The sequence below is a fragment of the Psychroflexus lacisalsi genome, from assembly GCF_020164495.1.
Lineage (GTDB): Bacteria > Bacteroidota > Bacteroidia > Flavobacteriales > Flavobacteriaceae > Psychroflexus > Psychroflexus lacisalsi.
In genome coordinates this window covers 527,225-552,548 of record NZ_JAIQYZ010000001.1, presented here as the reverse complement: position 1 = coordinate 552,548, position 25,324 = coordinate 527,225, and the positions used below count along the sequence as shown (strand labels likewise).

Annotated in this window: 23 protein-coding genes; 8 read left to right on the top strand and 15 right to left on the bottom strand. The window is 35.4% G+C overall.

The genetic code is table 11. The annotated features are described in order from the left end of the window. Positions 1 to 2 precede the first annotated feature (2 nt). The 7 genes from rplW to rpsL all read right to left on the bottom strand — a co-directional run bounded on the left by rplW (position 3) and on the right by rpsL (position 5,004). The gene (gene rplW, locus LB449_RS02420; protein ID WP_093364523.1) at positions 3 to 293 is read right to left on the bottom strand and encodes a 50S ribosomal protein L23; all 291 of its coding nucleotides are present in this window, start codon (positions 291 to 293) and stop codon (positions 3 to 5) included. 5 nt (positions 294 to 298) lie between these two features. Then, positions 299 to 928, bottom strand: a complete 630-nt coding sequence (rplD, locus tag LB449_RS02415) for a 50S ribosomal protein L4 (protein WP_224453478.1) — start codon at positions 926 to 928, stop codon at positions 299 to 301. After that, complete coding sequence (gene rplC, locus LB449_RS02410) at positions 928 to 1,542, bottom strand: 50S ribosomal protein L3 (RefSeq protein WP_224453477.1); 615 nt, start codon at positions 1,540 to 1,542, stop codon at positions 928 to 930. The genes rplD and rplC overlap by 1 nt, the downstream gene beginning before the upstream one ends. 161 nt (positions 1,543 to 1,703) lie before the next feature. Then, positions 1,704 to 2,009: a 30S ribosomal protein S10 gene (gene rpsJ, locus LB449_RS02405; RefSeq protein ID WP_019039487.1), complete on the bottom strand. Its 306-nt coding sequence runs from the start codon at positions 2,007 to 2,009 to the stop codon at positions 1,704 to 1,706. Positions 2,010 to 2,021: 12 nt separating this feature from the next. Further along, the gene (gene fusA, locus LB449_RS02400) at positions 2,022 to 4,130 is read right to left on the bottom strand and encodes an elongation factor G (protein ID WP_224453476.1); all 2,109 of its coding nucleotides are present in this window, start codon (positions 4,128 to 4,130) and stop codon (positions 2,022 to 2,024) included. 3 nt (positions 4,131 to 4,133) lie between these two features. Continuing rightward, positions 4,134 to 4,610 carry a 30S ribosomal protein S7 gene (gene rpsG, locus LB449_RS02395; RefSeq protein ID WP_224453475.1) on the bottom strand — a complete coding sequence of 159 codons (477 nt, stop codon included), beginning with the start codon at positions 4,608 to 4,610 and terminating at the stop codon, positions 4,134 to 4,136. A gap of 19 nt (positions 4,611 to 4,629) precedes the next feature. After that, on the bottom strand, positions 4,630 to 5,004 hold the full coding sequence (gene rpsL / locus LB449_RS02390) for a 30S ribosomal protein S12 (protein ID WP_224453474.1): 375 nt from the start codon (positions 5,002 to 5,004) through the stop codon (positions 4,630 to 4,632). A gap of 233 nt (positions 5,005 to 5,237) precedes the next feature. Between rpsL and LB449_RS02385 the strand changes: the two genes are divergently transcribed. From LB449_RS02385 to rlmB, 6 genes are all read left to right on the top strand, one after another. Further along, positions 5,238 to 6,890, top strand: coding sequence for a ShlB/FhaC/HecB family hemolysin secretion/activation protein (locus LB449_RS02385; RefSeq protein ID WP_224453473.1), 1,653 nt, complete (start codon positions 5,238 to 5,240; stop codon positions 6,888 to 6,890). A 119-nt stretch (positions 6,891 to 7,009) separates the two neighbouring features. Further along, positions 7,010 to 10,255 carry a SusC/RagA family TonB-linked outer membrane protein gene (locus tag LB449_RS02380; protein WP_224453472.1) on the top strand — a complete coding sequence of 1,082 codons (3,246 nt, stop codon included), beginning with the start codon at positions 7,010 to 7,012 and terminating at the stop codon, positions 10,253 to 10,255. Between the two features lie 16 nt (positions 10,256 to 10,271). Beyond that, positions 10,272 to 11,813, top strand: a complete 1,542-nt coding sequence (locus LB449_RS02375; RefSeq protein WP_224453471.1) for a RagB/SusD family nutrient uptake outer membrane protein — start codon at positions 10,272 to 10,274, stop codon at positions 11,811 to 11,813. Between the two features lie 8 nt (positions 11,814 to 11,821). Then, entirely contained in the window at positions 11,822 to 12,544 is a 723-nt protein-coding gene (locus tag LB449_RS02370) for a hypothetical protein (protein WP_224453470.1), read from the top strand. An 84-nt stretch (positions 12,545 to 12,628) separates the two neighbouring features. Further along, positions 12,629 to 14,479, top strand: coding sequence for a S8 family serine peptidase (locus tag LB449_RS02365; RefSeq protein WP_224453469.1), 1,851 nt, complete (start codon positions 12,629 to 12,631; stop codon positions 14,477 to 14,479). Positions 14,480 to 14,546: 67 nt separating this feature from the next. Then, a complete protein-coding gene (rlmB, locus tag LB449_RS02360; RefSeq protein WP_224453468.1) occupies positions 14,547 to 15,284 on the top strand; it encodes a 23S rRNA (guanosine(2251)-2'-O)-methyltransferase RlmB in 738 nt (245 codons plus the stop codon). Between the two features lie 6 nt (positions 15,285 to 15,290). On the opposite strand, the gene LB449_RS02355 is transcribed toward rlmB, so the two are convergent. Beyond that, positions 15,291 to 16,058 carry a rhomboid family intramembrane serine protease gene (locus LB449_RS02355; RefSeq protein ID WP_224453467.1) on the bottom strand — a complete coding sequence of 256 codons (768 nt, stop codon included), beginning with the start codon at positions 16,056 to 16,058 and terminating at the stop codon, positions 15,291 to 15,293. A 96-nt stretch (positions 16,059 to 16,154) separates the two neighbouring features. Here LB449_RS02355 and LB449_RS02350 point away from each other — a divergent pair, with 96 nt between their 5' ends. After that, the gene (locus LB449_RS02350; protein WP_224453466.1) at positions 16,155 to 17,432 is read left to right on the top strand and encodes a replication-associated recombination protein A; all 1,278 of its coding nucleotides are present in this window, start codon (positions 16,155 to 16,157) and stop codon (positions 17,430 to 17,432) included. On the opposite strand, the gene LB449_RS02345 is transcribed toward LB449_RS02350, so the two are convergent. The 4 genes from LB449_RS02345 to radC are packed head-to-tail and all read right to left on the bottom strand — an operon-like array spanning position 17,429 to position 20,870. Next, positions 17,429 to 18,208 carry a hypothetical protein gene (locus LB449_RS02345; protein WP_224453465.1) on the bottom strand — a complete coding sequence of 260 codons (780 nt, stop codon included), beginning with the start codon at positions 18,206 to 18,208 and terminating at the stop codon, positions 17,429 to 17,431. The genes LB449_RS02350 and LB449_RS02345 overlap by 4 nt on opposite strands. Before the next feature lies 1 nt (position 18,209). Continuing rightward, the gene (locus tag LB449_RS02340; protein WP_224453464.1) at positions 18,210 to 18,884 is read right to left on the bottom strand and encodes a YjjG family noncanonical pyrimidine nucleotidase; all 675 of its coding nucleotides are present in this window, start codon (positions 18,882 to 18,884) and stop codon (positions 18,210 to 18,212) included. Then, positions 18,885 to 20,168, bottom strand: coding sequence for a polysaccharide deacetylase family protein (locus tag LB449_RS02335; RefSeq protein WP_224453463.1), 1,284 nt, complete (start codon positions 20,166 to 20,168; stop codon positions 18,885 to 18,887). Between the two features lie 3 nt (positions 20,169 to 20,171). Next, a complete protein-coding gene (gene radC, locus LB449_RS02330; RefSeq protein ID WP_224453462.1) occupies positions 20,172 to 20,870 on the bottom strand; it encodes a RadC family protein in 699 nt (232 codons plus the stop codon). 137 nt (positions 20,871 to 21,007) lie between these two features. Between radC and LB449_RS02325 the strand changes: the two genes are divergently transcribed. Next, entirely contained in the window at positions 21,008 to 21,589 is a 582-nt protein-coding gene (locus LB449_RS02325; RefSeq protein ID WP_224453461.1) for an FMN-binding negative transcriptional regulator, read from the top strand. A gap of 5 nt (positions 21,590 to 21,594) precedes the next feature. Here the strand turns inward: LB449_RS02325 and LB449_RS02320 are convergent, their stop codons facing one another. From LB449_RS02320 to ahcY, 3 genes are all read right to left on the bottom strand, one after another. Continuing rightward, positions 21,595 to 22,950 (bottom strand): UDP-N-acetylmuramate--L-alanine ligase, encoded by a 1,356-nt coding sequence (locus LB449_RS02320; protein WP_224453460.1) that lies wholly within the window; start codon positions 22,948 to 22,950, stop codon positions 21,595 to 21,597. Between the two features lie 77 nt (positions 22,951 to 23,027). Next, positions 23,028 to 23,870 (bottom strand): tetratricopeptide repeat protein, encoded by an 843-nt coding sequence (locus tag LB449_RS02315; RefSeq protein ID WP_224453459.1) that lies wholly within the window; start codon positions 23,868 to 23,870, stop codon positions 23,028 to 23,030. Positions 23,871 to 23,969: 99 nt separating this feature from the next. After that, positions 23,970 to 25,286, bottom strand: a complete 1,317-nt coding sequence (gene ahcY, locus LB449_RS02310; protein WP_224453458.1) for an adenosylhomocysteinase — start codon at positions 25,284 to 25,286, stop codon at positions 23,970 to 23,972. Positions 25,287 to 25,324: the final 38 nt, after the last annotated feature.

The following is a 25,324-nucleotide window of genomic DNA, read 5'->3' as shown; positions in this document are numbered from 1 at the left end:
GCTTATAGATTACTATACAAATCAATTGTTTCTCCTTCAGCTACTTTTATAATAGCTTTCTTGTACGCGGATGTTTGTCCAGTTACCATACCTGTTTTTGTATAACGAGATTTGATTTTAGGAATAACATTAAGTGTACGTACTTTTTCTACCGTAACGCCATAAGCTGACTCAACTGCCTCCTTGATCTGGATTTTGTTGGCATTACGATCTACGACAAATGAAAATGCGTTTCTTAGTTCGCTTTCATTTGTTGCTTTCTCTGTAATAATTGGTTTTACCAAAATGCTCATAGCTACTATTTGTTGAGATTATTTTGTAATTCTTCTAATCTGCTTTCAGTAATTAATAAAACATTGCTATTTAAAATATTGTAAGTGTTTAATTCTGAGACATTTACAACTTTAGCAGATTTCAAATTACGGGACGACAAATATACGTTTTTATTCGACTCATCCAAGACAAGTAGAGATTTTTTATCTCTAATGTTCAGATTATCAAGAACATTAAGAAACTCTTTTGTTTTGGGTGCTTCGAAACCAAAATCTTCGACAATCATCAATTGATTGTTCTTTAATTTTTGTGACAAAACAGTTTTTCTAGCCAATCTCTTCAACTTCTTATTCAGCTTAAAATGATAGTCTCTTGGTCTTGGACCAAAAACTCTACCACCACCTTTGAAGATAGGAGATTTAATACTACCAGCACGAGCAGTACCCGTACCTTTTTGTTTCTTTATCTTTCTTGTACTACCAACAATCTCAGCTCTTTCTTTAGCCTTGTGAGTTCCTTGACGCTTATTAGCTAAGTGCTGCTTAACATCAAGATATACTACGTGATCGTTAGGTTCCAATCCGAAAACAGATTCTGAAAGTTCTACCTCTCTACCTGTTTCCTTTCCTTTTATATCTAAAACTGATACTTTCATTACTTCTGAATAGTTACATAAGTGTTATTATGCCCAGGAATACATCCCTTGATGACGATCAAGTTCTTTTCCGGTACAACTTTCAACACTTTTAGATTTTGTACTTTTACTTTTACATTTCCCATTTGTCCACCCATTTTCATTCCTTTGAAAATACGAGCTGGATATGAGGCAGCACCAACAGAACCAGGAGCTCTTCCCATACTTTGCTGTCCGTGAGTTCTCTCAGAACCTGCAAAGCCATGACGTTTTACAACCCCTTGGAATCCTTTTCCTTTAGATGTAGCACTAACGTCTACAAATTCGTTTTCTTTGAATAAGTCTACAGTGATGTGATCACCTAACTTATACTCTTCTTTAAATCCCTGGAATTCCATGACTCGTCGTTTGACAGAAGTACCAGCTTTCTTAAAGTGACCTAAGTCAGCTTTTGTGGCATTTTTGTCTGATTTGTCATCGAAACCAAGTTGAAGCGCTTCATACCCGTCAACCTCGTTGGTTCTGACTTGGGTAACTACACATGGACCAGCTTCTACAACAGTACAAGGGATGTTTTTCCCGTTCTCGTCGAAGAGACTAGTCATGCCGATTTTTTTTCCTATTAACCCAGACATAATTAATTTTTGATTATTACTATTTATCTAAAAAAAATTCAGGACAAAAAACACTTCATCCTGAATGTATTTTTCTTCCGTTTTTCCCTCGTCTAATGCTCGGGACATGTTAATTCCTACCCAGTAGGAATTTTAAGATTCCCGCTTTCGCGGGAATATACTTATACTTTGATCTCTACTTCTACTCCACTTGGTAATTCAAGCTTCATCAATGCATCAATTGTTTTTGATGAAGAACTGTATATATCCAATAATCTCTTAAAAGAGTCTAATTGAAATTGTTCTCTAGCCTTTTTATTAACGTGAGGAGATCTTAATACAGTAAAGATTTTACGCTTAGTAGGTAAAGGTATTGGACCAGTAACCACAGCACCTGTAGTCTTCACAGTCTTTACGATCTTCTCAGCAGACTTATCTACCAAATTGTAGTCGTATGATTTTAGTTTAATTCTTATCTTTTGACTCATAATAAGCTCTAATTATTCGTTTAAACCTTTAGCACTCTTGATTACTTTTTCAGAAATACTTGCAGGTGTTTCTTCAAATTTTAAAAATTCCATTGTTGATGTTGCTCTACCAGAGGATAATGTTCTAAGTGTAGTTACATAACCAAACATTTCTGAAAGTGGCACATCAGCTTTTATGATTTTTGCACCAGATCTGTCGGACATGTTATTCACTTGGCCTCTTCTTCTATTCAAGTCACCAACAATATCACCCATGTTTTCTTCTGGAGTTACCACTTCAACTTTCATAATTGGTTCAAGTACGATAGCACCAGCACTTTTAGCAGCAGATTTGAAACCTAATTTAGCAGCAAGTTCAAAAGATAGTTGATCTGAATCCACAGGGTGGAAAGATCCATCCTTAAGAGTTACCTTTAAAGTATCCATTCTAAATCCTGCTAAAGGACCATTTTTCATCGCTTCCGTGAATCCTTTCTCTACAGATGGAACAAATTCTTTTGGAATTCTACCACCTTTGATTTGATCCACAAATTGCAACCCTGTTCCTTCAAAATCTTCATCAACAGGACCCATTTCAAATACAATATCAGCAAACTTACCACGACCACCAGATTGTTTTTTGTAAACTTCCCTGTGATCAGCAGTTCTAGTTACTGCTTCTTTGTATTCTACTTGAGGCTCACCTTCGTTAACTTCAACTTTAAATTCACGTTTTAAACGGTCAACTAAAATTTCTATGTGAAGCTCACCCATTCCTGAAATAATGGTTTGTCCTGATACTTCATCAGTCTTCACCTGGAACGTAGGATCTTCTTCTGCGAGTTTACCTAAAGCAACACCAAGTTTTTCAACATCGGCTTTTGTTTTTGGCTCAACAGCAATACCAATTACTGGATCTGGAAAAGACATCGACTCCAAAGTAATTGGATGCTTCAAGTCTGTAAGTGTATCTCCAGTCTTAATATCTTTAAATCCTACAGCAGCACCAATATCTCCAGCTTCAATAAAATCTATTGGCTCTTGCTTGTTGGAGTGCATTTGATACATTCTTGAAATACGCTCTTTCTTACCAGAACGGTTATTCAATACATAAGAACCAGCCTCCAATCTACCAGAATATGTTCTAAAGAATGCTAAACGTCCCACAAAAGGATCAGTAGCAATTTTAAATGCTAAAGCAGAAAACGGAGAATCTACGTGTGGCTTTCTAGTTTCCACTTCACCAGTCTCAGGATTCTCACCTTCAATAGCTTCTACATCTACAGGAGATGGAAGATATCTCATTACAGCGTCAAGCATAGCCTGAACACCTTTATTTTTAAACGCTGAACCACACATCATTGGTATGATAGACATATCAATAGTAGCAGCTCTTAATGCAGCGATAATTTCATCTTCAGTAATAGAATCTTCATCTTCGAAGAATTTTTCCATTAACTGCTCATCATATTCAGCTACAGCTTCAACTAGTTCAGTTCTATATTTAGTTACATCTGCTTCAAGTTCAGCAGGAATATCAATTTCTTCGTAAGTCATTCCGAAATCTTCTTCATTCCAGATGATCGCTTTTTTAGAAATTAAATCAACTACTCCTTTAAAGTCGATCTCATCTCCAATAGGAACTTGAAGAGGTACTGGATTTCCACCCAACATTTCTCTAACCTGCTTACATACATTAAAGAAATTAGCCCCTTGTCTGTCCATTTTATTAACGAATCCTAGACGAGGAACTTTATATTTATCAGCTTGTCTCCAAACTGTTTCAGATTGCGGCTCAACACCATCAACAGCACTAAATAAAGCAACCACACCATCAAGAACTCTAAGTGAACGTTCGACTTCAACAGTGAAATCAACGTGACCTGGGGTATCGATAATGTTTACAATGTATTCATGATCTCTATATGGCCATGTACAATGTGTTGCGGCAGAAGTAATAGTAATTCCTCTTTCCTGCTCTTGCTCCATCCAGTCCATAGTAGCAGCGCCATCATGAACTTCTCCTATTTTGTGACTTATACCAGTATAATAAAGAATACGCTCAGTAGTTGTTGTTTTACCAGCATCAATATGAGCAGCAATTCCAATATTTCTAGTAAATTTTAAATCTCTTTGTGCCATTATTTAGAATCTAAAATGTGAAAATGCTTTGTTGGCTTCAGCCATTTTGTGCGTATCTAATCTTTTCTTAACGGCTGCCCCTTCTTCTTTGGCAGCTGCCATGGATTCTCCAGCAAGTTTTGCGGCCATGGTTTTTTCGTTTCTCTTTCTAGAATAACCAATCAACCACTTCATCGCAATTGATATTTTTCTATCTGGACGAATTTGGGATGGGATTTGAAATGTTGCACCTCCTACTCGTCTACTTCTCACTTCGACGTGTGGCATCACATTAGATAAACCTTCTTTCCAAATTTCTAAAGCAGATTTTTCGTCATCTTGCTTTTTCTCTTCTATGATATCCATCGCATCATAAAATATTTTAAAAGCAATTGATTTTTTTCCGTCCCACATCATCATGTTAACGAATCTTGTCACTAACTGATCATTGAATTTTGGATCTGGAAGTATGGGACGTTTTTTGGCCTGTCTTTTTCTCATGTCTTTACTTTAACTCTGATTATTTTTTAGGTCTTTTTGCACCATACTTGGATCTACGTTGTAGACGACCATCTACTCCTGCTGTATCTAAAGCACCACGAACAATATGATACCTTACACCAGGTAAATCTTTTACTCTCCCGCCTCTAACTAATACTATCGAGTGCTCCTGTAGATTATGTCCTTCACCTGGAATGTATGCGTTTACTTCCTTACCATTAGTCAACCTCACACGAGCAACTTTACGCATCGCTGAATTAGGTTTCTTTGGTGTAGTAGTGTAAACTCGCGTACAAACTCCACGTCTTTGAGGACAAGAATCTAAAGCCGCCGATTTGCTCTTCTTAGTCATCTTGCGTCTTCCTTTTCTTACTAACTGTGAAATTGTTGGCATAGTTTTACTTAAATTGTTTTAAAAAATCTATTATTTTTAAGGTTTGCAAATGTAGATATTTAATATTAATAAACAAATTTTAATCTATTAATTTTCAGCAACTAAGAATTATAGTAGCACCAATATATTTATTCAACTCACAAACATAATTGAATATTGTATAATAAGATAATTCGTGATTACGTTTGCAGGACGCAAGCTACAAATCCTCAAAACTGATTAAAATCCAATACATGAAAAGATTAATTGTCACATTTTTCATTGTATTGGGAGCCAGTAACTCTTTACATTCTCAAGATTTTATACTTTTCACTAAACTTACAAAAGACTCTATTGCCAGAGAAACACAACAAAAATTCAACTCTTACAAGAAAGCAGAAACAAGTTTAAATTTCAAAATAGACAGCCTCAAGTCATCTGGTTATTTATTTTTATCAGAGAAAAGAAAAGTCGAAAAAAACAAGCTTATTTCTGTTATCAGTTTGAATCAGAAAATCGACTCATTATTTATTAATATTAAAGAAATCGATTTAAAGCTTTTCCCTAAAAGCTTTCCCATGGTTGGTAAAAAGATCCTAATACCCTATTCAGAAATTGACAATACCCTTAATTTCATTATCCAACAGCTAAAAAATTCAGGTCTGGCATTTGGAAAAGCTTCACTGTCAAATATTAAGGTGAATAAGGGATCTATGGAGGCCGACTTAGTGATTGATGGTGGAGTAATGAGAACAATTGATAAAATAAACATCAAAGGTTACTCATTATTATCTGAAACATATATCACTAGGTATTCAAATTTAAAAGTTGGATCTAAGTTTAACGAGTTAAACATCCAAAAAAAGACCGAACAACTAGGCAACATCGCTTTTATAAAAGTAAAGAAACCAACTGAGGTATTATTCAAAAAAGATTCGACAGAGTTGTTCTTATATTTAGACAAGGTGAATTCGAATAACTTTGACGGTTTCCTTGGTTTTGGCAGTGATGAAGAAAACAACTTTCAGCTAAACGGTTATTTCAATATGGTTCTGCTTAACAATTTGGACTTTGGCGAGCGGCTTAGCATTAATTATAAAAATAATGGTTTCGGCTTACAAATATTTGAAGGTGACTTGAAGCTTCCATTTATATTGAAGTCACCAATAAGCATTGAGGCTGGTTTAAGATTATTCAGAAGAGACTCTTTATTCTCAAATAATAGCCAAAATGTAAATTTAAGTTATCAAATCAATGAGAGATTAAGTCTGCAGGGAGGGGTGGACTTTACAAATTCAACCAACATACAACTTGAAGAATTAACCCCTTCTCAGGATATCGTTGATTATAAATCTACATTTTATAGTATAGGATTTAAATTTATAAAGCTAAACTCAAGACAAGGGTTTAATGAAGATACCTTTTTTAACATCAGTGCGTCTTTAGGAAGAAGGAAATCACAAATAAATGCGGACCAGTATAAATTGTCAATAAAAGGACAGCATCAAGTCTCTATTGATTATAGAAATAAAATTTACATTCATCTGGATGGTCAGTTTTTTATTTCTGACACCTATTACAATAACGAGTTATTTCGCTTTGGAGGGGTAAACTCAATTCGAGGATTTGCAGAAAATTCGCTTATTGCAAATCGTTTTGCAGTGCTGCGCTCTGAATATAGATATCTTCTTGACGATAACTTATTTGTAAATAGTGTTCTGGACATTGGAAATTATAATGACAAAATAAATGGAATTGACGAAAATATTTTAGGATATGGAATTGGCTTAGGGCTTAGGTCTAAAGCAGGAATTTTTAGATTAATCTTAGCAAATAGCATTTCAAATAAGCAAAATTCAAGTTTTTCAAACAGCAAAATACACATTGGATTTGTTTCATTTTTCTAATAAATGTTACCTGTATATTAATTTTTAACAATAGTTATATTAAAATAATGCCAATAAAAGTTGTGAGATTAACTTTATATTTTCATTTTTGGCATTGGCTAATTCAAATAAACAAAAAGATGAAATTAAAAATTAATGGATTATTGACGCTAGTATTAGCGTTAGTTGTGCAAATAGGCTTTGCACAAACTAAAACAGTTTCCGGGATGGTAACAGACCCCGACGGCATGCCTCTACCAGGTGTGAACGTCTTGATTGTGGGTGGAAATACTGGAACGCAAACTGATTTTGACGGAAATTATGTTATCGACGCAGAAAGCTCAGATAAACTTACGTTTTCGTATGTTGGTTTTGACAAGCAAACCATTGCAGTTGGAGCTAAAAACAAAATTAATGTTCAACTGCAGAGAGGTGAATCCTTAGATGAAGTCGTTGTCGTTGGTTATGGAACAACCACCAAACGATCTTTTACAGGTACAGCTTCGGTAATCGAGTCAAAGAACATTGAAAACAAAAACTTTTCTAACGTATCACAATCACTTGCTGGTGAATCTGCAGGTGTGAATGTTATCAATACTTCTGGCCAACCAGGTACAACTTCTACTATTAGAATTAGAGGTTATGGTTCTGTAAATGGTAATAGAGACCCATTGTATGTTGTTGATGGTGTTCCATTCACAGGTACTTTAAACGCTATTAATCCAGGAGATATTAAAAGCACAGTAATTTTGAAAGATGCCTCTGCAACTGCCATTTATGGATCAAGAGGTGCTAACGGTGTTATTTTGATTACAACTAAAGCAGGAAGTGCAAGAGAATCTTTCATTGAGGTAGATTTAAGATCTGGTATCAGTACTCAGATGATTCCTCGTTATGATGTTATTACTTCCCCTGAAGAGTCTATAGGACTTGTTTGGGAGGCTAACAGAAATAAATTCAGATTAAGAGGTAATGCCGATCCTGAAGGCGCAGCTAGTAGTGCACTTTTTGGTTCCGTTGTTCCAGAGGCTTACAACATGTGGAATGCTGCTAACGGTAGTGAATTAATAGATCCAGCAACTGGTCAGGTAAGAGATGGTGTAACTAGACGATACACGCCTCAAAGATATGAAGATGTAGGATTTAGAACAGCAATAAGAACTGAAGCCAACGTAAGAATGGGTGGTGGAGACGATAAGACCAAATATTTCTTCTCAGGAGGATTTTTGGATGACGAGGGTTATGCAATCAACACTGGTTACGAGAGATTTTCAAGTAGATTAAATTTAGATTCTCAAATCAAAGATTGGTTAAAAGTTGGAGTTAATATAGGTTATAGTTTTTCTGAAAACATTCAAAACGGACAGACAGACGGAGCTGAAAACCTGTTTGAATTCGTAGACAAAATGAATCCATTTTATCCAGTATACTTAAGAGATGAGAACTACGAGTTAGTTCCAGATCCAGTTTTTGGTGGTAACATATTGGACTATGGTTCTACATCTGCACCGGGCAGAGACAGACCAAATTCTAACAACTTAAACCCAATTGGTTCTGCGCTATATGACTTTAATGGATTTGAAAGAAATGAACTAGTAGGAAACTTTAGAGCTGATATTGATATCACTAACAATTTAAAGTTTGAAACCAATTTTGGTTACCAGTATTTCAACAATAAATTTCTATCTATGGGTAACCAGTTCTATGGTGTATCTGTGCAAAATCAGGGAGATCTATTTGTAAGTGATACCGAAAGAACAACGATGAATGCTCTACAATTATTGAGATATAATAATTCATTTGGAGATCACAATTTTGAAATCTTGGCAGCACATGAAACTAATGACTTTGAAGAAACTAGAAAAACTTCTTTTAAAAGTAAAGCAATTATTCCTGGAGGTTTAGTGTCAGACAATTACATTATCAACCTACAACAACCAACTGGATTTACATTTGGAAGAAAATTGGAATCTTACTTTTCGCAAGTGAATTATGATTTTAATGAAAAATATTTCTTATCAGCATCGTTCAGGAGAGATGGTTCGTCAAGATTTGCCAATAATAAATGGGATAACTTTGGTTCCATTGGAGCTGCTTGGGTTATGTCACAAGAAGATTTCTTAGCAGATATTGATTTGATTGATTTCCTTAAAGTAAAAGGATCGTATGGTGTAATTGGAGATCAGGGAATAACAGGACTAAACGCAATTGAGGACAGTTACCAAGGAATTAACACTTTTGATGTAGGTAACGTAAATAATGGGTTCGCTATTTCTCCAGCTTTGTTTGCTAATCCAGACTTGACTTGGGAAACATCAAAAATTTTACAATTTGGTGTAGAAACCAATATAGCAAAATGGCTTGATGTCACAGTTGACTATTATATAAGAGATACTGAGAACTTACTCTTTACAAGAAGAAATCCTCCATCATCTGGTGTAGCTGTTTTGGATGTAAATGACGGTGTATTAAGAAACGAAGGTCTAGAATTCAACATTGATGCTAAGATTATTGAAAAACAAGATTTTGGACTTGGAATAAATTTAAATGGTGCAGCTTATTCTAACGAAATAACAACTATGCCAATTGATCCTGCAACAGGTCAACCAGCTGTACAAAACATTGTTGGTAGATACGCTTATTCTAAAGGAAGTTCAATATTTGATTTCTATATGAGAGAATCTGCTGGTGTTGACCCATCTGATGGTTTCCCAATGTGGAATCAGTATTACAATGATGTAGATGGTTCTGGATCATTTAATGCTGACACTGATGAGGTTATTGGTTCTTTAACTCCATACTTAGCTGACAACCCTGATGCTAACGTGCAAAAGCAAATTACTAAAACATATGCTAATGCTACACAGAAATATATCGGTAAGTCAGCAATTCCTGATGTACAAGGTGCATTTCGTATTAATGCGAGACTAAAAGACTTTACATTATCAACGCAATTCACCTACTCTATTGGAGGTTATGCATACGATGCTCAATACGCAGAATTAATGCATGATAACAATGGTGGTATTGCAGCAACCAACAGACACGTGGATGTAAGAAACAGATGGACACAACCGGGAGATATTACTGATGTACCATTGATAGCAGATAGAGAAATTCAAAACGTAAGTTCACAATCAACAAGGTTTATTACAAAAACAGATTTCTTAGCATTGAACAATATTTTGTTAAACTATAATATGCCAAAAGAGTATATTGAAAATATTGGATTGAGTAACTTAAACATTTATGCTTCAGGTGATAACTTGTTCATAAGCAGTGTTAGAGAGGGTTTTAATCCAACAACTAGTGAAAGCGGAAATTCAGGAAGAGGATTTTATGCCCCATTAACTACATTCTCGTTGGGTGTAAGAGCAAGATTTTAATTAAAACAAAATGAAAATGAAAAAAGAAATTTTAAAAATCACATTTATCGCATGTGCAGCATTGGTTTTAACAAGCTGTGGCGATGACTACCTAGTTGAAGAACCAACTGGGGACGAACTAAACATTAGGCAGCTTGGTGAAGCTGCACAGGTTAATCCAGAAATACCTGGAGCATTTATGACTGGGGTATACTCAACCATGTTTACAGCAGGGACTGGAGGAACAACATCTCAAGCTGACTTAGGTCAAAAAGGCTATGATATTTATAGCGACATGATCAGTGGGGATGTGGCATTAACAACTAGTACTTATGGATGGTACAGGGCTGCAATTACACAATTACAAGCTCCACAAGATTTTACTCTAAATGAAAATTATCATGTTTGGAGATATTACTACAGAGTTATTAACAGAGCAAATTTAGTTATCGAAACTGTTTTAGGGGAACCACAGCCAGAAGAAGAGACTGAATTGATGGCTATTATTTCAGAACTATCAGATGCTAATAGACATATTGCAGCACAAGCCTTCGTGATGAGAGCTCACTCTTATTTTAACTTGACTCAGTTCATGATTAATGATGTTACGGCATCATGGACAAGTCCAACACTTCCATTATACTTGAGAGCTGGAATTGTTGGAAATCCAAAATCAACTACAGAAGAAGTTTATAATGCTATGGAAGAAGATTTATCTAGAGCTATTCCATTATTGGCAGATTTTGCAAGACCATCTAAAGTAGAAGTTGATCAATCTATTGCACAAACTATATTAGGTTATGTATTGGCTTCAAGAAAGGACAGATGGAGTGATGTAGTTGATATAACTGATGATGCTTTAGCTTCTACATCTGCTTCATTAATGCAAGCTGATAATTCTATAAATGGAATTTTAGGAGGTTTTAACGATGTTAATTCTACAGGATGGATGTGGGGAATTGATATCAATGCAGATATTGGTTTAGGATTAGTATCCTGGTGGGGACAAATGGATGCGTTTTCGTACAGCTATGCAGCTGTAGGTGACAATAAAGCCATGGATCTGGACCTTTACGAAAGTATGAGACCAGATGACGTAAGAAGAGATCAATATTTTGATAATCCTTCAAGCGCAAGACATTTACAACCTTTGTTTAAGTTTTATGATAGCGACAGAGTTATATTTGGTTCTTCTCAAATTGTAAAAGCAGATTATATCTACATGAGATATGCTGAGCCTTTGTTATTGAATATCGAAGCTTTAGCAAAGGATGGAAGAGAAGGTGAAGCTAAAACAGCTTTAGAAAATTTTGTATCAGCTCGTGGAATGGATCCTAGTTACATCTCTGCTTTGAATGGTCAAGCTTTACAAGACGAAATCTATAAGCAAACAAGACTTGAGTTATGGGGTGAAGGAAGATCTTACTTCGCACTGAAGAGAAATGAAGGTACTGTAGTAAGAGGAGCTAACCACTTATCTTTTGTTGGTGAAGCGATGCAATGGAATGATGAAAGATTGACTTTCGAGATCCCACAGCAAGAAATTCAAGATAATACTAACATTAGTGATCAAAACTAAAAGCAAAAATGATGAAAAACGTATATAAGTTAATCATGATCATTATCACAGCTTTATTTCTAAGCTGTGATAATGATACAATCTTAGCTCCAGAAAGCTATGCTACTTTTGACTCTTCTACTGTTGAAGTAAGCTTGGATGTTGGAAGTTCAGTATCAGGGGAAGTAAAAGTTTTCAAAGGAGGAACTTCTGGAGGATCTTACAATCTGATTATAGACGAATCGACAACAGTACCAATGTCAAGTATTGATGTCCCTACTTCTGTAGAAATTCCTGGCGGAGATAACGAAGCTACAGTAGGTTTTACTATCAATTATACTGATGAATTCAGTGTAACTGGAGAAAATTTAGTCTTGAGATTGGAAGACAATGCAGAGAATATTCTTGGCACATCTGAAGTAAATATACAGGTAAGTGTAACCTGTGAAAGTCCAGCAACTGTGAATTTCGAATTCGATGGTTTTGCCAGTGAGACGACATGGTCTATCACGGACATGGAAGATAACGTCATTTATTCAGGAGGTGGTTATTCAGATGGACAAGCATCATTCACACGTGAGGTATGCTTGGCAGATGGAAGTTACAAATTTGTAGTTAACGATAGTTTTGGAGATGGACTGTCTTTTCCAAACATTGGAACTGCAGGTATTATCTTCAATGGTAATGTTTTAACAGAAGCTGAAGGAGATTTCGGAACTGGATTTGTTGGAGAATTCTCAATTCAGAATTAAAAAGTAATTTTATTACATATTTATTAACTCCGGTTAAGTATAATTATATTTATATTTAGCCGGAGTTTTTTAATTTAAAATATTATGAGAAAATTATTACTAAGTTTTTGTTTTTTAGGTTCATTGCTGAGTTTCTCACAGCAGGACGTAAAAGATTTGAAAAAAAAGACTGAAAAGTTCAAAATTGAAAGGACCGAGAGAATTTCAAGCTATAAAATAGAATACCCTAAAGCAAATCTCAAATCAGAAGAAAGGCTTTTATGGGATGTAATGAACGGAAAACCAATTTACATAGAGAATTATAACCTAAAGGCTGAAAAAGCCTTGAGAACAGACTTTTTAAAACTAAATGGGATTTTAAGATTAGACTTAAGTGGAGAAGGATTCACCATAGGATTATGGGAAGTCGGAGGTATTCCTGAACTGCTTCATTCAGAATTTATTGATAATGATTCAATATCAAGAATAGTGGTAAGAGATTCTAGTGAAGTAGAAACTTTCCATGCCACACACGTTGCTGGAACACTTATAGCAAAGGGATTAAATACGGAGGTTGAAGGAATGGCACCAGGAGCAAGCTTAGATGCTTATAATGCAGAAGATGATTTTAATGAAGTTATAGAAGCATTGGAAAACAATGAAATAATCATTTCGAACCATTCCTATGGGATACCAGTGAGAAACTTGGATGGTAATGAATGGTATATAGGTGCTTATACCCCAACATCTGAGATTTGGGATATAATAGTAAACTTTTTCCCATATTATACTCCAGTGTTCGCAGCTGGGAATGATGGTAACGCAATATATGATGGTGGATTATTAGAAAATTACGATAAGCTTACAGGTAGTATAACATCAAAAAATACATTATCTATAGCAAATGCAAGCAGTGTAGAAATTGGTAGAAGATCGGGAGATTTTGAAAGAGCTGAGATTAATTTAGGTAGCTCTCAAGGACCAACTGATGATGGAAGAATAAAGCCAGATATTACTGGGCTTGGAACATCAATCATATCATCATCCCTCGAAAGCCAGTATAGAAAAGCAACTGGGACTTCAATAGCATCTCCAAATGTAGCAGGCTCTGCTCTACTACTACAAGAATTGTATGAGAATTTAAATAATGAATTTATGCTTTCCTCATCTCTTAAAGGTCTAATTTCTGTTACTGCAGACGATGCTGGACTCAAAGGTCCAGATCCTAAATTTGGTTGGGGTATAATGAATTCAAAAAGGGCAGCAGAAGCAATTATAAATGATGGAAACGGAGATATAATAAAAGAAGACTCGTTAGTTAGTGGCGAAAATCACAGACTAAGGATCGAAAATAGTACTGGAAAAACAATGAAAGTAGCGATTGCCTGGAATGATCCTGCAGGAACTTCTGTAAGCGATACTTTAAATGATCCTACACCCGTACTTGTTAACGATTTGGATATAAGAATATCCAACATTAGTAATCAAGAGCAGTACCTTCCTTGGAAACTAGACATTGATAATGTCTCTGCAGCTGCTAAAACTGGAGATAATAAAGTTGATAATATAGAGGTCATAGAAATTGATGATCAGGGTGTTTTTGATGTATCAATCACTCACAAAAGTGATTTGAAAAATGGAGGTCAAAAGTATAGCTTGATAATATTAAATGGATTACAACAGTCTCTCTCAAATTCAGAATTCAATTCTGCAGAAATTTCTTTATGGCCAAATCCAGTAAAAAATACTTTAAATATCACATCATCTGAAGTGAATTTTGGCAATGACACCAAAGTATTGATTTACGATATGTTGGGTCGTGAAGTTTTAAATCAGCAAGGGTTTGAATCAGAATCAAATTTGAGTATTGATATGAGCACGCTTTCAAAAGGGATATATATCTTGAATTTAACAGATGGTATGCAAAGCATCCAAAAAAGAATAATTAAAGAATAGATTAACTATTCATAGGATTACTAAAGGGATTGACATAATTTTGTCAATCCTTTTTTAATTATACATCATGGAAGATTCACATATCATATTCGGCATACATAGTGTTGCAGAAGCTCTAAAGCAAAATAAGGACATTGAGAAAATCAATCTGCTTAAGGATTCTGATAATCCGAAACTCAAAGAGATTGAAGGTTTAGCTAAACAACAGACAGTAAAAGTCTCTTATGTGCCGATCCAGAAATTTAAAAAGTTTGAAAACTCAAATCACCAGGGGGTCATCGCCTATACCTCTCAGATCACCTACCAGGATTTTGAATCTACAGTTGAAGCCATATTGGAGACCAAAGAAAAACCACTATTCCTTCTTTTGGATGGAGTAACCGATGTTAGAAATTTAGGTGCGATTTTACGAACTGCAGAATGTACAGGTGTTGATGCCGTCGTGTTACCAAAAAGCGGGAGTGCTCAAGTGAATAATGAAACTATAAAAACCTCCGCTGGAGCAGCTTTTAACATCTCAATCTGTAAAGTAGATCATCTTAAAGACGCTATTTTCTACTTGAAATCTTCAGGAGTTGAGCTCGTAGCAGTAACAGAAAAAACTGAAGACACTATTTATGATCTGGACCTGAACAAACCTATTGCATTCATTATGGGAGGTGAAGGCGAAGGCATACAGTCCAGCATTTTAAAAATGGTTGACCATAAAGGAAAACTTCCAATGCTAGGAAATATAGAATCCTTGAATGTATCTGTCGCCTGTGGAGTAATTTTATATGAAAGCTTAAGACAAAGACTTTCTTAATAAAATTTAAGAATTAGGATTTTTCCTATAGGTTACTTGATGTTCATCATCTGCAGTAGAATCCTGACTATAATATTTTACGGCTTCATCCTCCGGATCTATAGGTCTGAAATTTCCATGTTCATCAAATTGCTTCAAAAATTCATCATCTTTATGATTTTGAAGTCTAGGTTTTTGTACAACTGGTAAACTGCTGAAATGCGTTGATTTCAAAATAAAGCTAAAAACCAGTCCAGCTAAAAAACCAGAAAGGTGACCTTCCCAGGATATTCCGGGCTTACCTGGCATTGTTCCCCAAACAAGACTACCATATAAAAAAACAACAATTAGAGACAAGGCAATTAATCTAAAATTCTTAGATCTAACACCCTTAAAAAATAAAAAGGAAGCTAGAAAATAAACCATTCCACTAGCTCCGATATGGTAAGACGAACGACCGATTAACCACGTAAACAAACCAGAGAATAGTAGACCATATAACAAGGCCTTCCAGGCGATATCTTTATAGAAGTAAAATAAGCTGGCAGTAAGAACCAGAAGTGGAATAGAATTCTTGTAGAGATGCTCGATGCCACTGTGAATAAAAGGTGAAGCTAGTACACCTATCAAACCTTTCACTTGTCTTGGATATACTCCAAACGAAGTGAAGTTGAATCTAAACTTAATTTCGATCCAATACACTATCCATAAGACTAACACCAGTAATAAAGGCCATAAAATGGCTGCCACTACAGAACGTTTATGATGCTGAACAATTAGTTCCTTTTGATTCATAATTCAAAAGTATTGAAAAAAGAAATCAAATGGATTTTTGGCGAGAACATAAGTTAGATGTATTTAAGGTCAGGAATTAATTCATAATTTTGAAAAATGAAAGCACCTTTAGCAGAACGTTTAAGACCTAAACAATTATCAGATTACTTAAGCCAATCTCATCTCGTTGGGGAAAGCGGAACGATTTCACAAATGATAAAACGCGATTTGGTACCTTCCATCATTCTCTGGGGACCTCCAGGAATAGGTAAAACGACTTTGGCCAATTTAATTTCAAAAGAAACTAAACGTAGTTTTTTCACTCTTTCAGCAATAAGTAGTGGTGTAAAGGACGTAAGGGAGGTGATACAAAAAGCAAAACAAGACCAGGGCCTGTTTGAACAAAAGAATCCGATTTTATTTATAGACGAAATCCACAGATTTAGCAAATCACAACAAGACTCTCTTCTTGGCGCTGTCGAAAAAGGATGGATCACACTTATTGGTGCCACAACTGAGAATCCAAGTTTTGAAGTGATTCCTGCCTTACTATCCAGATGCCAGGTTTATGTCTTAAATGAATTTTCAAAAGAAGATTTAATTCAATTGCTCCAGAGAGCATTAAAAGAAGACGATTATCTTTCCAAAAAACACATAGACCTTAAAGAGACCACTTCCCTACTTCGTCTTAGTGGTGGTGATGCCAGAAAACTTTTGAATATGTTTGAGCTGGTCGTCAATTCTGTTGATGAAGAACAAATTATCATCACTGATCAATTGGTAGAAGAGAAAATTCAACAAAAAACAGCTAGATACGACAAGACTGGCGAGCAACATTACGACATTATATCTGCATTTATCAAATCGATCCGTGGTAGCGATCCCAATGCGGCAGTCTATTGGCTGGCCAGAATGATAGAAGGTGGAGAAGATGTAAAATTTATCGCCAGAAGATTGATTATACTAGCCAGTGAAGATATTGGAAATGCCAATCCAACTGCTTTAATTATGGCCAACAACACCTTTCAAGCAGTAAATACTATAGGTTTTCCAGAAGCCAGAATTATTCTCAGCCAATGTGTGATTTACCTGGCTACTTCAGCCAAAAGCAATGCTTCGTATCAAGCCATCAATGAAGCCCAAGCCCTAGTAAAAGAAACAGGAGGCTTGTCTGTTCCTTTGTCTATTAGAAACGCTCCTACAAAGCTTATGAAGGATTTAGGCTACGGCGATAACTATAAATATGCTCATAGTTATGAAAACAATTTTGTCCAGGCAGAATTTTTACCTGAAGATATCAAAAACAGTGTTTTTTATGTCCCTGGAAATAATAAAAGAGAAGAGCAACAAAGGCAGTTTCTTAAGCAAAAATGGGCAGGAAAATATAAGTATTAATTTATTTTACTGAAAGTGATTTGTTGGATTTCACCCAAATCTTCATCCATGTATTCTACATTGAGATTACCATTTGCATCAAAAAAAGCAGCACCATTTATTTTTTCGGAGTTAAAAATGTAGGTTCCCCTATCTGCTGTTTCCAGTTCAGCAAAATTTACTTTCCCCTCATTTGACAGAAGAATAAATTTTTTATCTTGTTCGATGAGCCAAAACGTTTCCCCACCAAATTTATAGACTTTTTTATTTGGATATTTACTTCCAGACACAGTTACCTCATCCACAGATCCAGAAGATTCCTTTTTTACATTGGTCATACTTTTGAAAGGAGCAGGACTCAAATTTTCATCATAACGATAATTCTCATCTGATAGAAAAGAAAATGCCTGCTTTAAAGCAGCTTGATAACCCTCTTTATATTTTTTAATTTTAGTTGAGACTTCCTCAGACTCGAAAATTACATTGTCATAGCAGTCTTTTAGCCTGATAATTAAACTTATATTTAAAAAGCCGCTTGTATCTTCTATTTCAAGGAATAGGGGTGCACAAGTGTCCCCTAAAAGTTCCATAGGCCTTTCTTCCTTATCCATATAAACTTCAAATCCCTCTTCTTTCAATAAAACACGTGAAAGGATGTTGAGCTGGTATTGATTAGGCTCACTCTGGAAATCAAATTGCATTGGAACTATGACATAGTTGTATGCATTAAGATTTGATTCCTGACTTCGTCCAATTTGAGACAATAACATCAAAACTAAGATTAAGCGTATTCTCATATTAGAATATTTTTTTTAATTCGTTTAAATTTTGGACTTGTAGCCCTTTGTAACTTGAATCCTTACCAAAAAATATGGCTTCCATGCCCGAAGCCTTTGCACCTTCCACATCGGCTTCAAGATTATCGCCTATCATAATACTATTAGCATTGTGTGTTTTAGCTAAATCTAAAGCGTATTCAAAAATAATTTTATTGGGTTTTTTCACACCTGCGTCTTCTGAAGTTGTTACAGTTTTAAAATAGGGCGACAACTTCGAGTTGCCTAGTTTTTTATGTTGAACGTCATAAAATCCGTTAGTGATGATGTGAAGTTTATACCTATTTTGTAGGTAATTCAACACTTCAAAAGCATCTGGAAATAAATGGTTGTGATTGGGTAAATAATCAATGTAGGCCTGTGAAAGGTCGTTTATCATTTGATCTGAAGTTTGAAATTTTAATACCTCAAAAACCTCACTCAATCTCTGAAACCTTAAATTTTGCTGTTCAATTTTTCCTTCTCTAAATAGTTTCCAATATTTTCTGTTTATTGGAAGATAAACTTCAATAAATTCCTTTAGAGGTAATTCTATTTTATGCTTATCAAAAATAGTTTCAAAAGTTAGTTCAGAATTTTTATCAAAATCCCAAAGCGTATGATCCAAGTCGAAAAATATATCTGTGATTCCCTTCATTTATAACATTTCTTTCATGAGTGCAAAAATAGCGTTTTTAGATCCAGATTCAGCAAAATCTGAGTTTTCAAATAAGAAATTCATTTGTCCATTTACAGCCTTAATGGAGGATTTTAATTCCTTTAATTCTTCGATTTTCTCATATGTATCAACTATTTTTAGCACATTAGAGTTTAATATATAAGGCTGAACAATGAGTCCAGACACCTGCTCCAGATTCAAATCATAGAATTGAAACGATGTACAGGTACCTGCTCTGAAGCCTATGTTTTTCTGATAACCCATTGAAAAGTCTTCGTCAATTTCTAGTTTATTGAAGTTAAGGTAAGCATCAGGGAAGTTGAGATGGTAGTTCTTAATAAGCGTTTTGGACAAACTCCTGTTCACAATGCTCTCCCAACGTTTTTTTTCTTTTTTCAAAATCTCAAAGTTATACAGAGCTTCAAACCCAGGTAGAAGTCCTAAATGTCCGTAATCTCCCATCGATTTTATCAATTTATGGTAAATTCTCTTGTTATAACTTATGCCCTTAGTGTAGCGAGAATAGTTACTAAGCTGAAAATAAAAATCCAGCTGCATTCGATTTTTTTTGGCAAAACTTATTAATTCATCATAGACATCATAAGGGTCCTGCTGCAACCTCAGCATTGTTTTAAACCTATTAAACAAAGACTTAAGCTGTAACTTAAACAAATCCCTGAGAGATGCACCAACAAATCTTACAAAACCATTATGCCTATGCTTAAAGGCTTTGGAAACAGAAATAAGAAACTGACTTTTAAATTTCTTTTGAGGAAATTTAATATCCTGGAATTTGGTTTCAAGTATTGCTTTCAACTTGTAAGCCCAAACATCCACGACAGGTGTTCTAAGAAAATCATGTTGGTACGCTAAGCTTTCTTCTATAGGATAGGAATCCACATCATTTTTTACGTGCGGCTGATACTCTTCATATCTTGTCACCAGATAGAATGAAGCCGAAAAAATATCGAAAGGGATATCACTTTCAGAAGACACTCTAAAAAAACAAGGAACATCTTCCCAAAGATCCATACTAAAATTTAGATCATTAATCCCTAACTCTTCAAGCAGTCCAAATTTTTGAATAAAAACTTCGTTCCCCAGACGTTTTTTGGCATAAGAAAACTTAACCCCTTCAAAAGAAATAAAATCTTCAACTTTTGAAGTGAATTTTACTTTAAACCCTAAAATTCTTCCACAGATATGTCTAAAAATGTAATTAATTCTTGGAGTTTGCTTGGGAATGTAAACCAGTAGTTCCATAAATCAAAGTATGCTTTCATCAGCGAAGCTAAAGTAAGTTTTTTCTGTTACAATGATATGGTCAAGTACCTTTATATCTAGCAGTTCGCCTGCTTTCTGTATTTTTTGTGTTATGGTTTTATCGGCTTGACTTGGCTGCAATGTACCGGAGGGATGATTGTGAGCCAGGATTAATGCTGTTGCCCCTTGAGCCAATACGCTTTTGAATAATAAACGCGTGTCCACCATAGTTGCTGTAATACCACCTTTGCTCAATGGAAACTTATAGGTGACTTTGTTGGAATTATTCAGCATCAAAATCCAAAACTGTTCGTGGTCTAAATCTCCGATATAAGGATGCATGATTCTAAATACATCTTTGCTAGACGTGATTTTGTCAAATTCTTCCAATGGCTCTGCTTCCCTTCTTTTGCCAAGCTCTAAAGCAGCCATAATACTTATGGCCTTCGCCTCTCCAATGCCTTTAAATTCCTGTAGCTGTTTCAAATTGGATTTAGCCAGCTTATGCAAGCTATTCTCAGAAGAGTGAAGTATTTTTTTACATAGCTCTACAGCGCTTTCTTCACGGTTTCCTGAACCGATAAGAATAGCCAAAAGTTCTGCATCGCTCAGGCTTGATTTTCCTTTGTGAATTAATTTTTCCCTTGGCCGGTCATCTTCTGACCAATTTTTAATACTGAAGGATTTGGAGGAGGATGCCATCTTTTTCAAAGTTTGAGTTAAATATAATCAAACAGAAAATTAAAACTTCTTTTCAAAACCTTCAGAAATAAATTTTATGAAGCGACTATGAATTTTAATTAGGTTGTAATTTTGAAATTCAAATACACTTAATTGCTATGAGTTACTTACCAGATCATTTTACAGACAATAGCTGGACAACTATTCAAAGCTTTATTGAACATTTCCCGTTGGCGACACTGATTTCAAGTTACAATAATGAAATTTTTACGTCTCATATTCCCTTTATCGTTGATAACAATAAGCTTTTAGGGCATATCAATAAAGATAATCCTCAGTTTAATCACTTACATCTATCTAAAGTTGAATTGGTTTTTCACGGAGGAGACAGCTATATTTCTCCTTCGGCTTTTGTCACAGAGGAACTTCCTACTTTTAATTTTGCAAAAGTTCATATTAAAGGACAAGCTAGTTACGTCCAAGAGTCTAATCTCATTAAAAGTTTAGTTGATATGACTAGTCAGCTCGATGACCAATTTAAATTATCGTACGAACATCCTAAAATTGATAAATTGAAACACTTTATACAAGGCCTGGAAGTCAATATTGAAGATGTAAATGGTCGATTTAAAATGAGCCAGGACAAGTCCAATCATCATTTTAAAAAGGCTAAAGACCTGTTTTCTAAAACACAAAAAGCCAGAATGAACTGGCTTTTGAAACAATTGGAACAGAAGTAATTTAATTACTGAATCCAATTTTTAACTTCATTAAAGTCCAAGCCTCCATAATTCCCTGAACTCATCAATAGCAAAACGTGATCTAAATAACTTTTAGATTTCAAAAAATCCTGAAATGCGGTAGGATCTGTAAAAACCTTAAGATCTTTTCGACCAAAAGCTTCAAATATTTGTTCTTCAGTTATAGCTTCTAATTTTTTGATTTCCAAAGCTTTTGGTGAATAAAATACAACTGCTTCATCAGCAGCATCCAAAGCTTGCTTATATTCTTTCAGAAATTCTGAATTTAAGCTACTATAAGTGTGAAGCTCCAGGCAGGCTAAAACAACTTTAGAAGAAAATTGAGCCTTCACCGCTTTGGTAGTCGCCAAAACTTTGGATGGGGAATGCGCATAATCTTTAAAAACGATTGCCTTTTCAGATGTTGCTATCTTCTCCATACGCTTGGAAGCTCCTTTAAAACTTGTAATGGCTTCATAAAAGTCGTCCTCATCCACGCCCATATGCTGGCAGATCCACTTGGCACCAGCGATATTTTGCAAATTATGCTTACCAAAAACTTCTACAGGCATTGGACCTTCTGCGGTTTCAAGATAAGTTTCACCATCTTCAATACTGTGTTCTGGAGTAGAATAAGCGTGTTTTCGGGTTGGTTTATTGGAATTAAGGGCCAACTGAGTTAAAATATCATCTTCTTCATTGTAAACCAAAGTGCTTCCATTGGTCATCGTATCGAGAAAAATCTCAAACTGCTCTACATAATTTTCGAACGTAGGAAATACGTTAATGTGGTCCCAGGCAATACCACTTAACAAAGCAATATTGGGTTCGTACAAGTGAAATTTTGGTCTGCGGTCCAATGCAGAACTCAGGTATTCGTCACCTTCCAGTAAAATAAAATCATTCTCGTCTGTTAAGTGCACCATCGTATCAAAGCCTTCCAACTGTGCACCTACCATAAAGTCGACTTCTTTATCATGATAATGCATCACATGCAAAATCATAGCAGTAATAGTCGTTTTTCCGTGAGACCCCCCTATAACAACGCGTGTTTTTTGTTTAGAATGTTCGTACAGATATTCAGGGTAAGAATAAATTTTAAGTCCGAGTTCTTTAGCTTTAAGCAGTTCCGGATTATCAGCCTTAGCATGCATGCCCAGTATTATAGCATCTAGTTCGGAAGTGATTTTATCAGGAAACCAGCCAAATTCCTCAGGCAATAAATTTTTTTGATCTAGTCTGGATTTTGAAGGCTCAAAGATTTCATCATCGCTACCTGTGATGTGGTCGCCTTTTTCGTGAAGTGCCAAGGCCAAATTGTGCATAGCACTCCCTCCTATCGCTATAAAATGTAAATGCATGAATGTTTAAATTTGATCCAAAGATAAAGGTTTCAATCCTAGTTGAAAATATCTCAACTTCAAACCTTCGTAAAATTTCAGTAATCCAGTTGAGATTTTAGTCGATTGAGTTTTTCTTTTTCTTCGGAATTTAATCCTACTAGATCCAATGTATTTAGAATTTTTAAAGCTTTTCGTTCATTTTGATTCAGCGTTAGGGCTCTATCGACATAAACTGAAGCCATTTCAATAGAATTTAATTTTTTAATTCCTAGTTCTAAAGTCTGGAAGAAAGCTGATTTATTGTCAGAACGTTTATAAAGTTCGGCCAATTCTTTATATGTCATTTCAGATTGACCAAGTTCTACAGCTTGTCTGTAATGAACTTCAGCTTTATCGTAGTTTTTCAATTCTCTTTCTATATAACCAAAAGCCAGAGCACCGTCAACAGGACTTATGGATTTCAATTCTGATGCATACTTCCTGGACGTACTTTCGCTTCCACCAATAATACCGGGGAGTTCAAGATACATTTGCAATAAAGCCCAACGAGAATTGACATGCTTTAGATCAAGTTCAATTGCTTTTTTCAAGTGAAATTTCACATCACCGATCAGGCTAACAGCTTTAAAGGGATTGGAATTTTTGGCTACCAATCCTAGCGCACCTCCGTATCTAAAATGATACTCTGCATTTTTAGGAAAATCTTCGACTAATGATTCATTGACCTCAGCGCTTTCTTCCCAGCGTTCCAAAGAAGCATAGGCTTGACCCAGATAATCTCTAACCATTTTATCTGAAGGTTTGTCTTTAAGAACAGCTTTTAAAACAGAAACCGCCTTTAGGTGTTCACCAGCTTCAAATGCATTTTTTCCTGTTTCAAAACTATTTTGAGAACAAAGGAACAGCGGGGAAATAAAAAGAAAAAAGAATATTTTCATAAGCTGATATTACCACAAAATTAATTTGTTTTATGATCTAAAAAACAAAAACCAAGCTTCAAAAGCTTGGTTTTATAAATTCACTACCTAGAGAAACAATTAGTATCTGTAGTATTCTGGTTTGAATGGTCCTTGTTGTTCGACACCGATGTAGTCTGCTTGGTCTGATTTAAGCTCTGTCAACTCAACACCAAGACGTTCTAAGTGAAGTTTTGCTACTTTTTCATCAAGATGTTTAGGCAACATATAAACTTCATTTTTATACTTGTCGGTATTTTGCCATAATTCCATCTGAGCCAAAGTTTGGTTGGTAAAAGAATTACTCATCACAAAACTTGGGTGACCCGTGGCACAGCCAAGGTTAACCAATCTCCCTTCAGCAAGAAGAATAATATCTTTCCCATTGATGGTATATTTATCGACCTGAGGTTTGATTTCAACACGAGTGTCACCATGGTTTTTCTTCAACCAAGCCACGTCGATTTCATTGTCAAAATGACCGATATTACACACTAAGGTTTTGTCTTTAAAAGCTTCAAAATGCTCTCCTCTTATGATGTCTTTATTGCCAGTTGTCGTAATTACAATGTCTGCTGTTGGAGCTACAGTTTCAAGTTTTTTCACTTCAAATCCGTCCATAGCAGCTTGTAGAGAACAAATAGGATCAATTTCAGTAATCGTAACAATAGAACCTGCTCCTTTGAAAGATGCTGCTGTACCTTTACCTACATCTCCGTACCCACAAACAACAACACGTTTTCCGGCAAGCATCAAGTCGGTAGCTCTTCTTATAGCATCTACTGCACTTTCTCTACAGCCGTATTTGTTATCAAATTTAGATTTAGTAACAGAATCATTAACGTTAATAGCTGGCATTACCAAAGTTCCATTTTTCATACGTTCGTATAAACGGTGAACTCCGGTAGTGGTTTCTTCAGAAAGTCCTCTAATTCCTTCAGCTAGTTCTGGGTATTGATCAAAAACCATATTGGTTAAATCTCCTCCATCATCAAGGATCATGTTCAATGGATTTCTCTCTTCACCAAAAAATAAAGTTTGTTCTATACACCAGTTAAACTCCTCCTCTGTCATCCCTTTCCAGGCATATACAGCAACACCAGCTTCTGCGATAGCTGCCGCTGCATGGTCTTGTGTAGAAAATATATTACAAGAACTCCACGTTACCTGAGCTCCTAGTTCGACTAAAGTTTCAATCAAAACTGCAGTTTGTATGGTCATGTGCAGACATCCTGCAATACGAGCACCCTTCAATGGCTTTTCTTTCCCGAATTCCTCTCTCAATGCCATCAATCCTGGCATTTCTGACTCTGCCAGTTCTATTTCACGTCTTCCCCATTCGGCCAGAGTAATATCTTTGACTTTATAAGGAGTATAAGGTAATGTTTCCGTACTCATAATTTAATTTTATTATATTTTTGAACACAAAACTAAGG

What these genes read in the sequence shown, in the direction of transcription:
- rplD (WP_224453478.1), bottom strand. Translation starts at nt 928, where the DNA reads ATGAAAGTATCAGTTTTAGATATAAAAGGAAAGGAAACAGGTAGAGAG.
- LB449_RS02380 (WP_224453472.1), top strand. Translation starts at nt 7,010, where the DNA reads ATGAAATTAAAAATTAATGGATTATTGACGCTAGTATTAGCGTTAGTT.
- LB449_RS02355 (WP_224453467.1), bottom strand. Translation starts at nt 16,058, where the DNA reads ATGAATCAAAAGGAACTAATTGTTCAGCATCATAAACGTTCTGTAGTG.
- ahcY (WP_224453458.1), bottom strand. Translation starts at nt 25,286, where the DNA reads ATGAGTACGGAAACATTACCTTATACTCCTTATAAAGTCAAAGATATT.
- rplC (WP_224453477.1), bottom strand. Translation starts at nt 1,542, where the DNA reads ATGTCTGGGTTAATAGGAAAAAAAATCGGCATGACTAGTCTCTTCGAC.
- rpsJ (WP_019039487.1), bottom strand. Translation starts at nt 2,009, where the DNA reads ATGAGTCAAAAGATAAGAATTAAACTAAAATCATACGACTACAATTTG.
- LB449_RS02350 (WP_224453466.1), top strand. Translation starts at nt 16,155, where the DNA reads ATGAAAGCACCTTTAGCAGAACGTTTAAGACCTAAACAATTATCAGAT.
- LB449_RS02320 (WP_224453460.1), bottom strand. Translation starts at nt 22,950, where the DNA reads ATGCATTTACATTTTATAGCGATAGGAGGGAGTGCTATGCACAATTTG.
- LB449_RS02340 (WP_224453464.1), bottom strand. Translation starts at nt 18,884, where the DNA reads ATGAAGGGAATCACAGATATATTTTTCGACTTGGATCATACGCTTTGG.
- rplW (WP_093364523.1), bottom strand. Translation starts at nt 293, where the DNA reads ATGAGCATTTTGGTAAAACCAATTATTACAGAGAAAGCAACAAATGAA.
- fusA (WP_224453476.1), bottom strand. Translation starts at nt 4,130, where the DNA reads ATGGCACAAAGAGATTTAAAATTTACTAGAAATATTGGAATTGCTGCT.
- LB449_RS02325 (WP_224453461.1), top strand. Translation starts at nt 21,008, where the DNA reads ATGAGTTACTTACCAGATCATTTTACAGACAATAGCTGGACAACTATT.
- rlmB (WP_224453468.1), top strand. Translation starts at nt 14,547, where the DNA reads ATGGAAGATTCACATATCATATTCGGCATACATAGTGTTGCAGAAGCT.
- LB449_RS02365 (WP_224453469.1), top strand. Translation starts at nt 12,629, where the DNA reads ATGAGAAAATTATTACTAAGTTTTTGTTTTTTAGGTTCATTGCTGAGT.
- LB449_RS02345 (WP_224453465.1), bottom strand. Translation starts at nt 18,208, where the DNA reads ATGAGAATACGCTTAATCTTAGTTTTGATGTTATTGTCTCAAATTGGA.
- LB449_RS02370 (WP_224453470.1), top strand. Translation starts at nt 11,822, where the DNA reads ATGATGAAAAACGTATATAAGTTAATCATGATCATTATCACAGCTTTA.
- rpsL (WP_224453474.1), bottom strand. Translation starts at nt 5,004, where the DNA reads ATGCCAACAATTTCACAGTTAGTAAGAAAAGGAAGACGCAAGATGACT.
- rpsG (WP_224453475.1), bottom strand. Translation starts at nt 4,610, where the DNA reads ATGAGAAAAAGACAGGCCAAAAAACGTCCCATACTTCCAGATCCAAAA.
- LB449_RS02335 (WP_224453463.1), bottom strand. Translation starts at nt 20,168, where the DNA reads ATGGAACTACTGGTTTACATTCCCAAGCAAACTCCAAGAATTAATTAC.
- radC (WP_224453462.1), bottom strand. Translation starts at nt 20,870, where the DNA reads ATGGCATCCTCCTCCAAATCCTTCAGTATTAAAAATTGGTCAGAAGAT.
- LB449_RS02315 (WP_224453459.1), bottom strand. Translation starts at nt 23,870, where the DNA reads ATGAAAATATTCTTTTTTCTTTTTATTTCCCCGCTGTTCCTTTGTTCT.
- LB449_RS02385 (WP_224453473.1), top strand. Translation starts at nt 5,238, where the DNA reads ATGAAAAGATTAATTGTCACATTTTTCATTGTATTGGGAGCCAGTAAC.
- LB449_RS02375 (WP_224453471.1), top strand. Translation starts at nt 10,272, where the DNA reads ATGAAAAAAGAAATTTTAAAAATCACATTTATCGCATGTGCAGCATTG.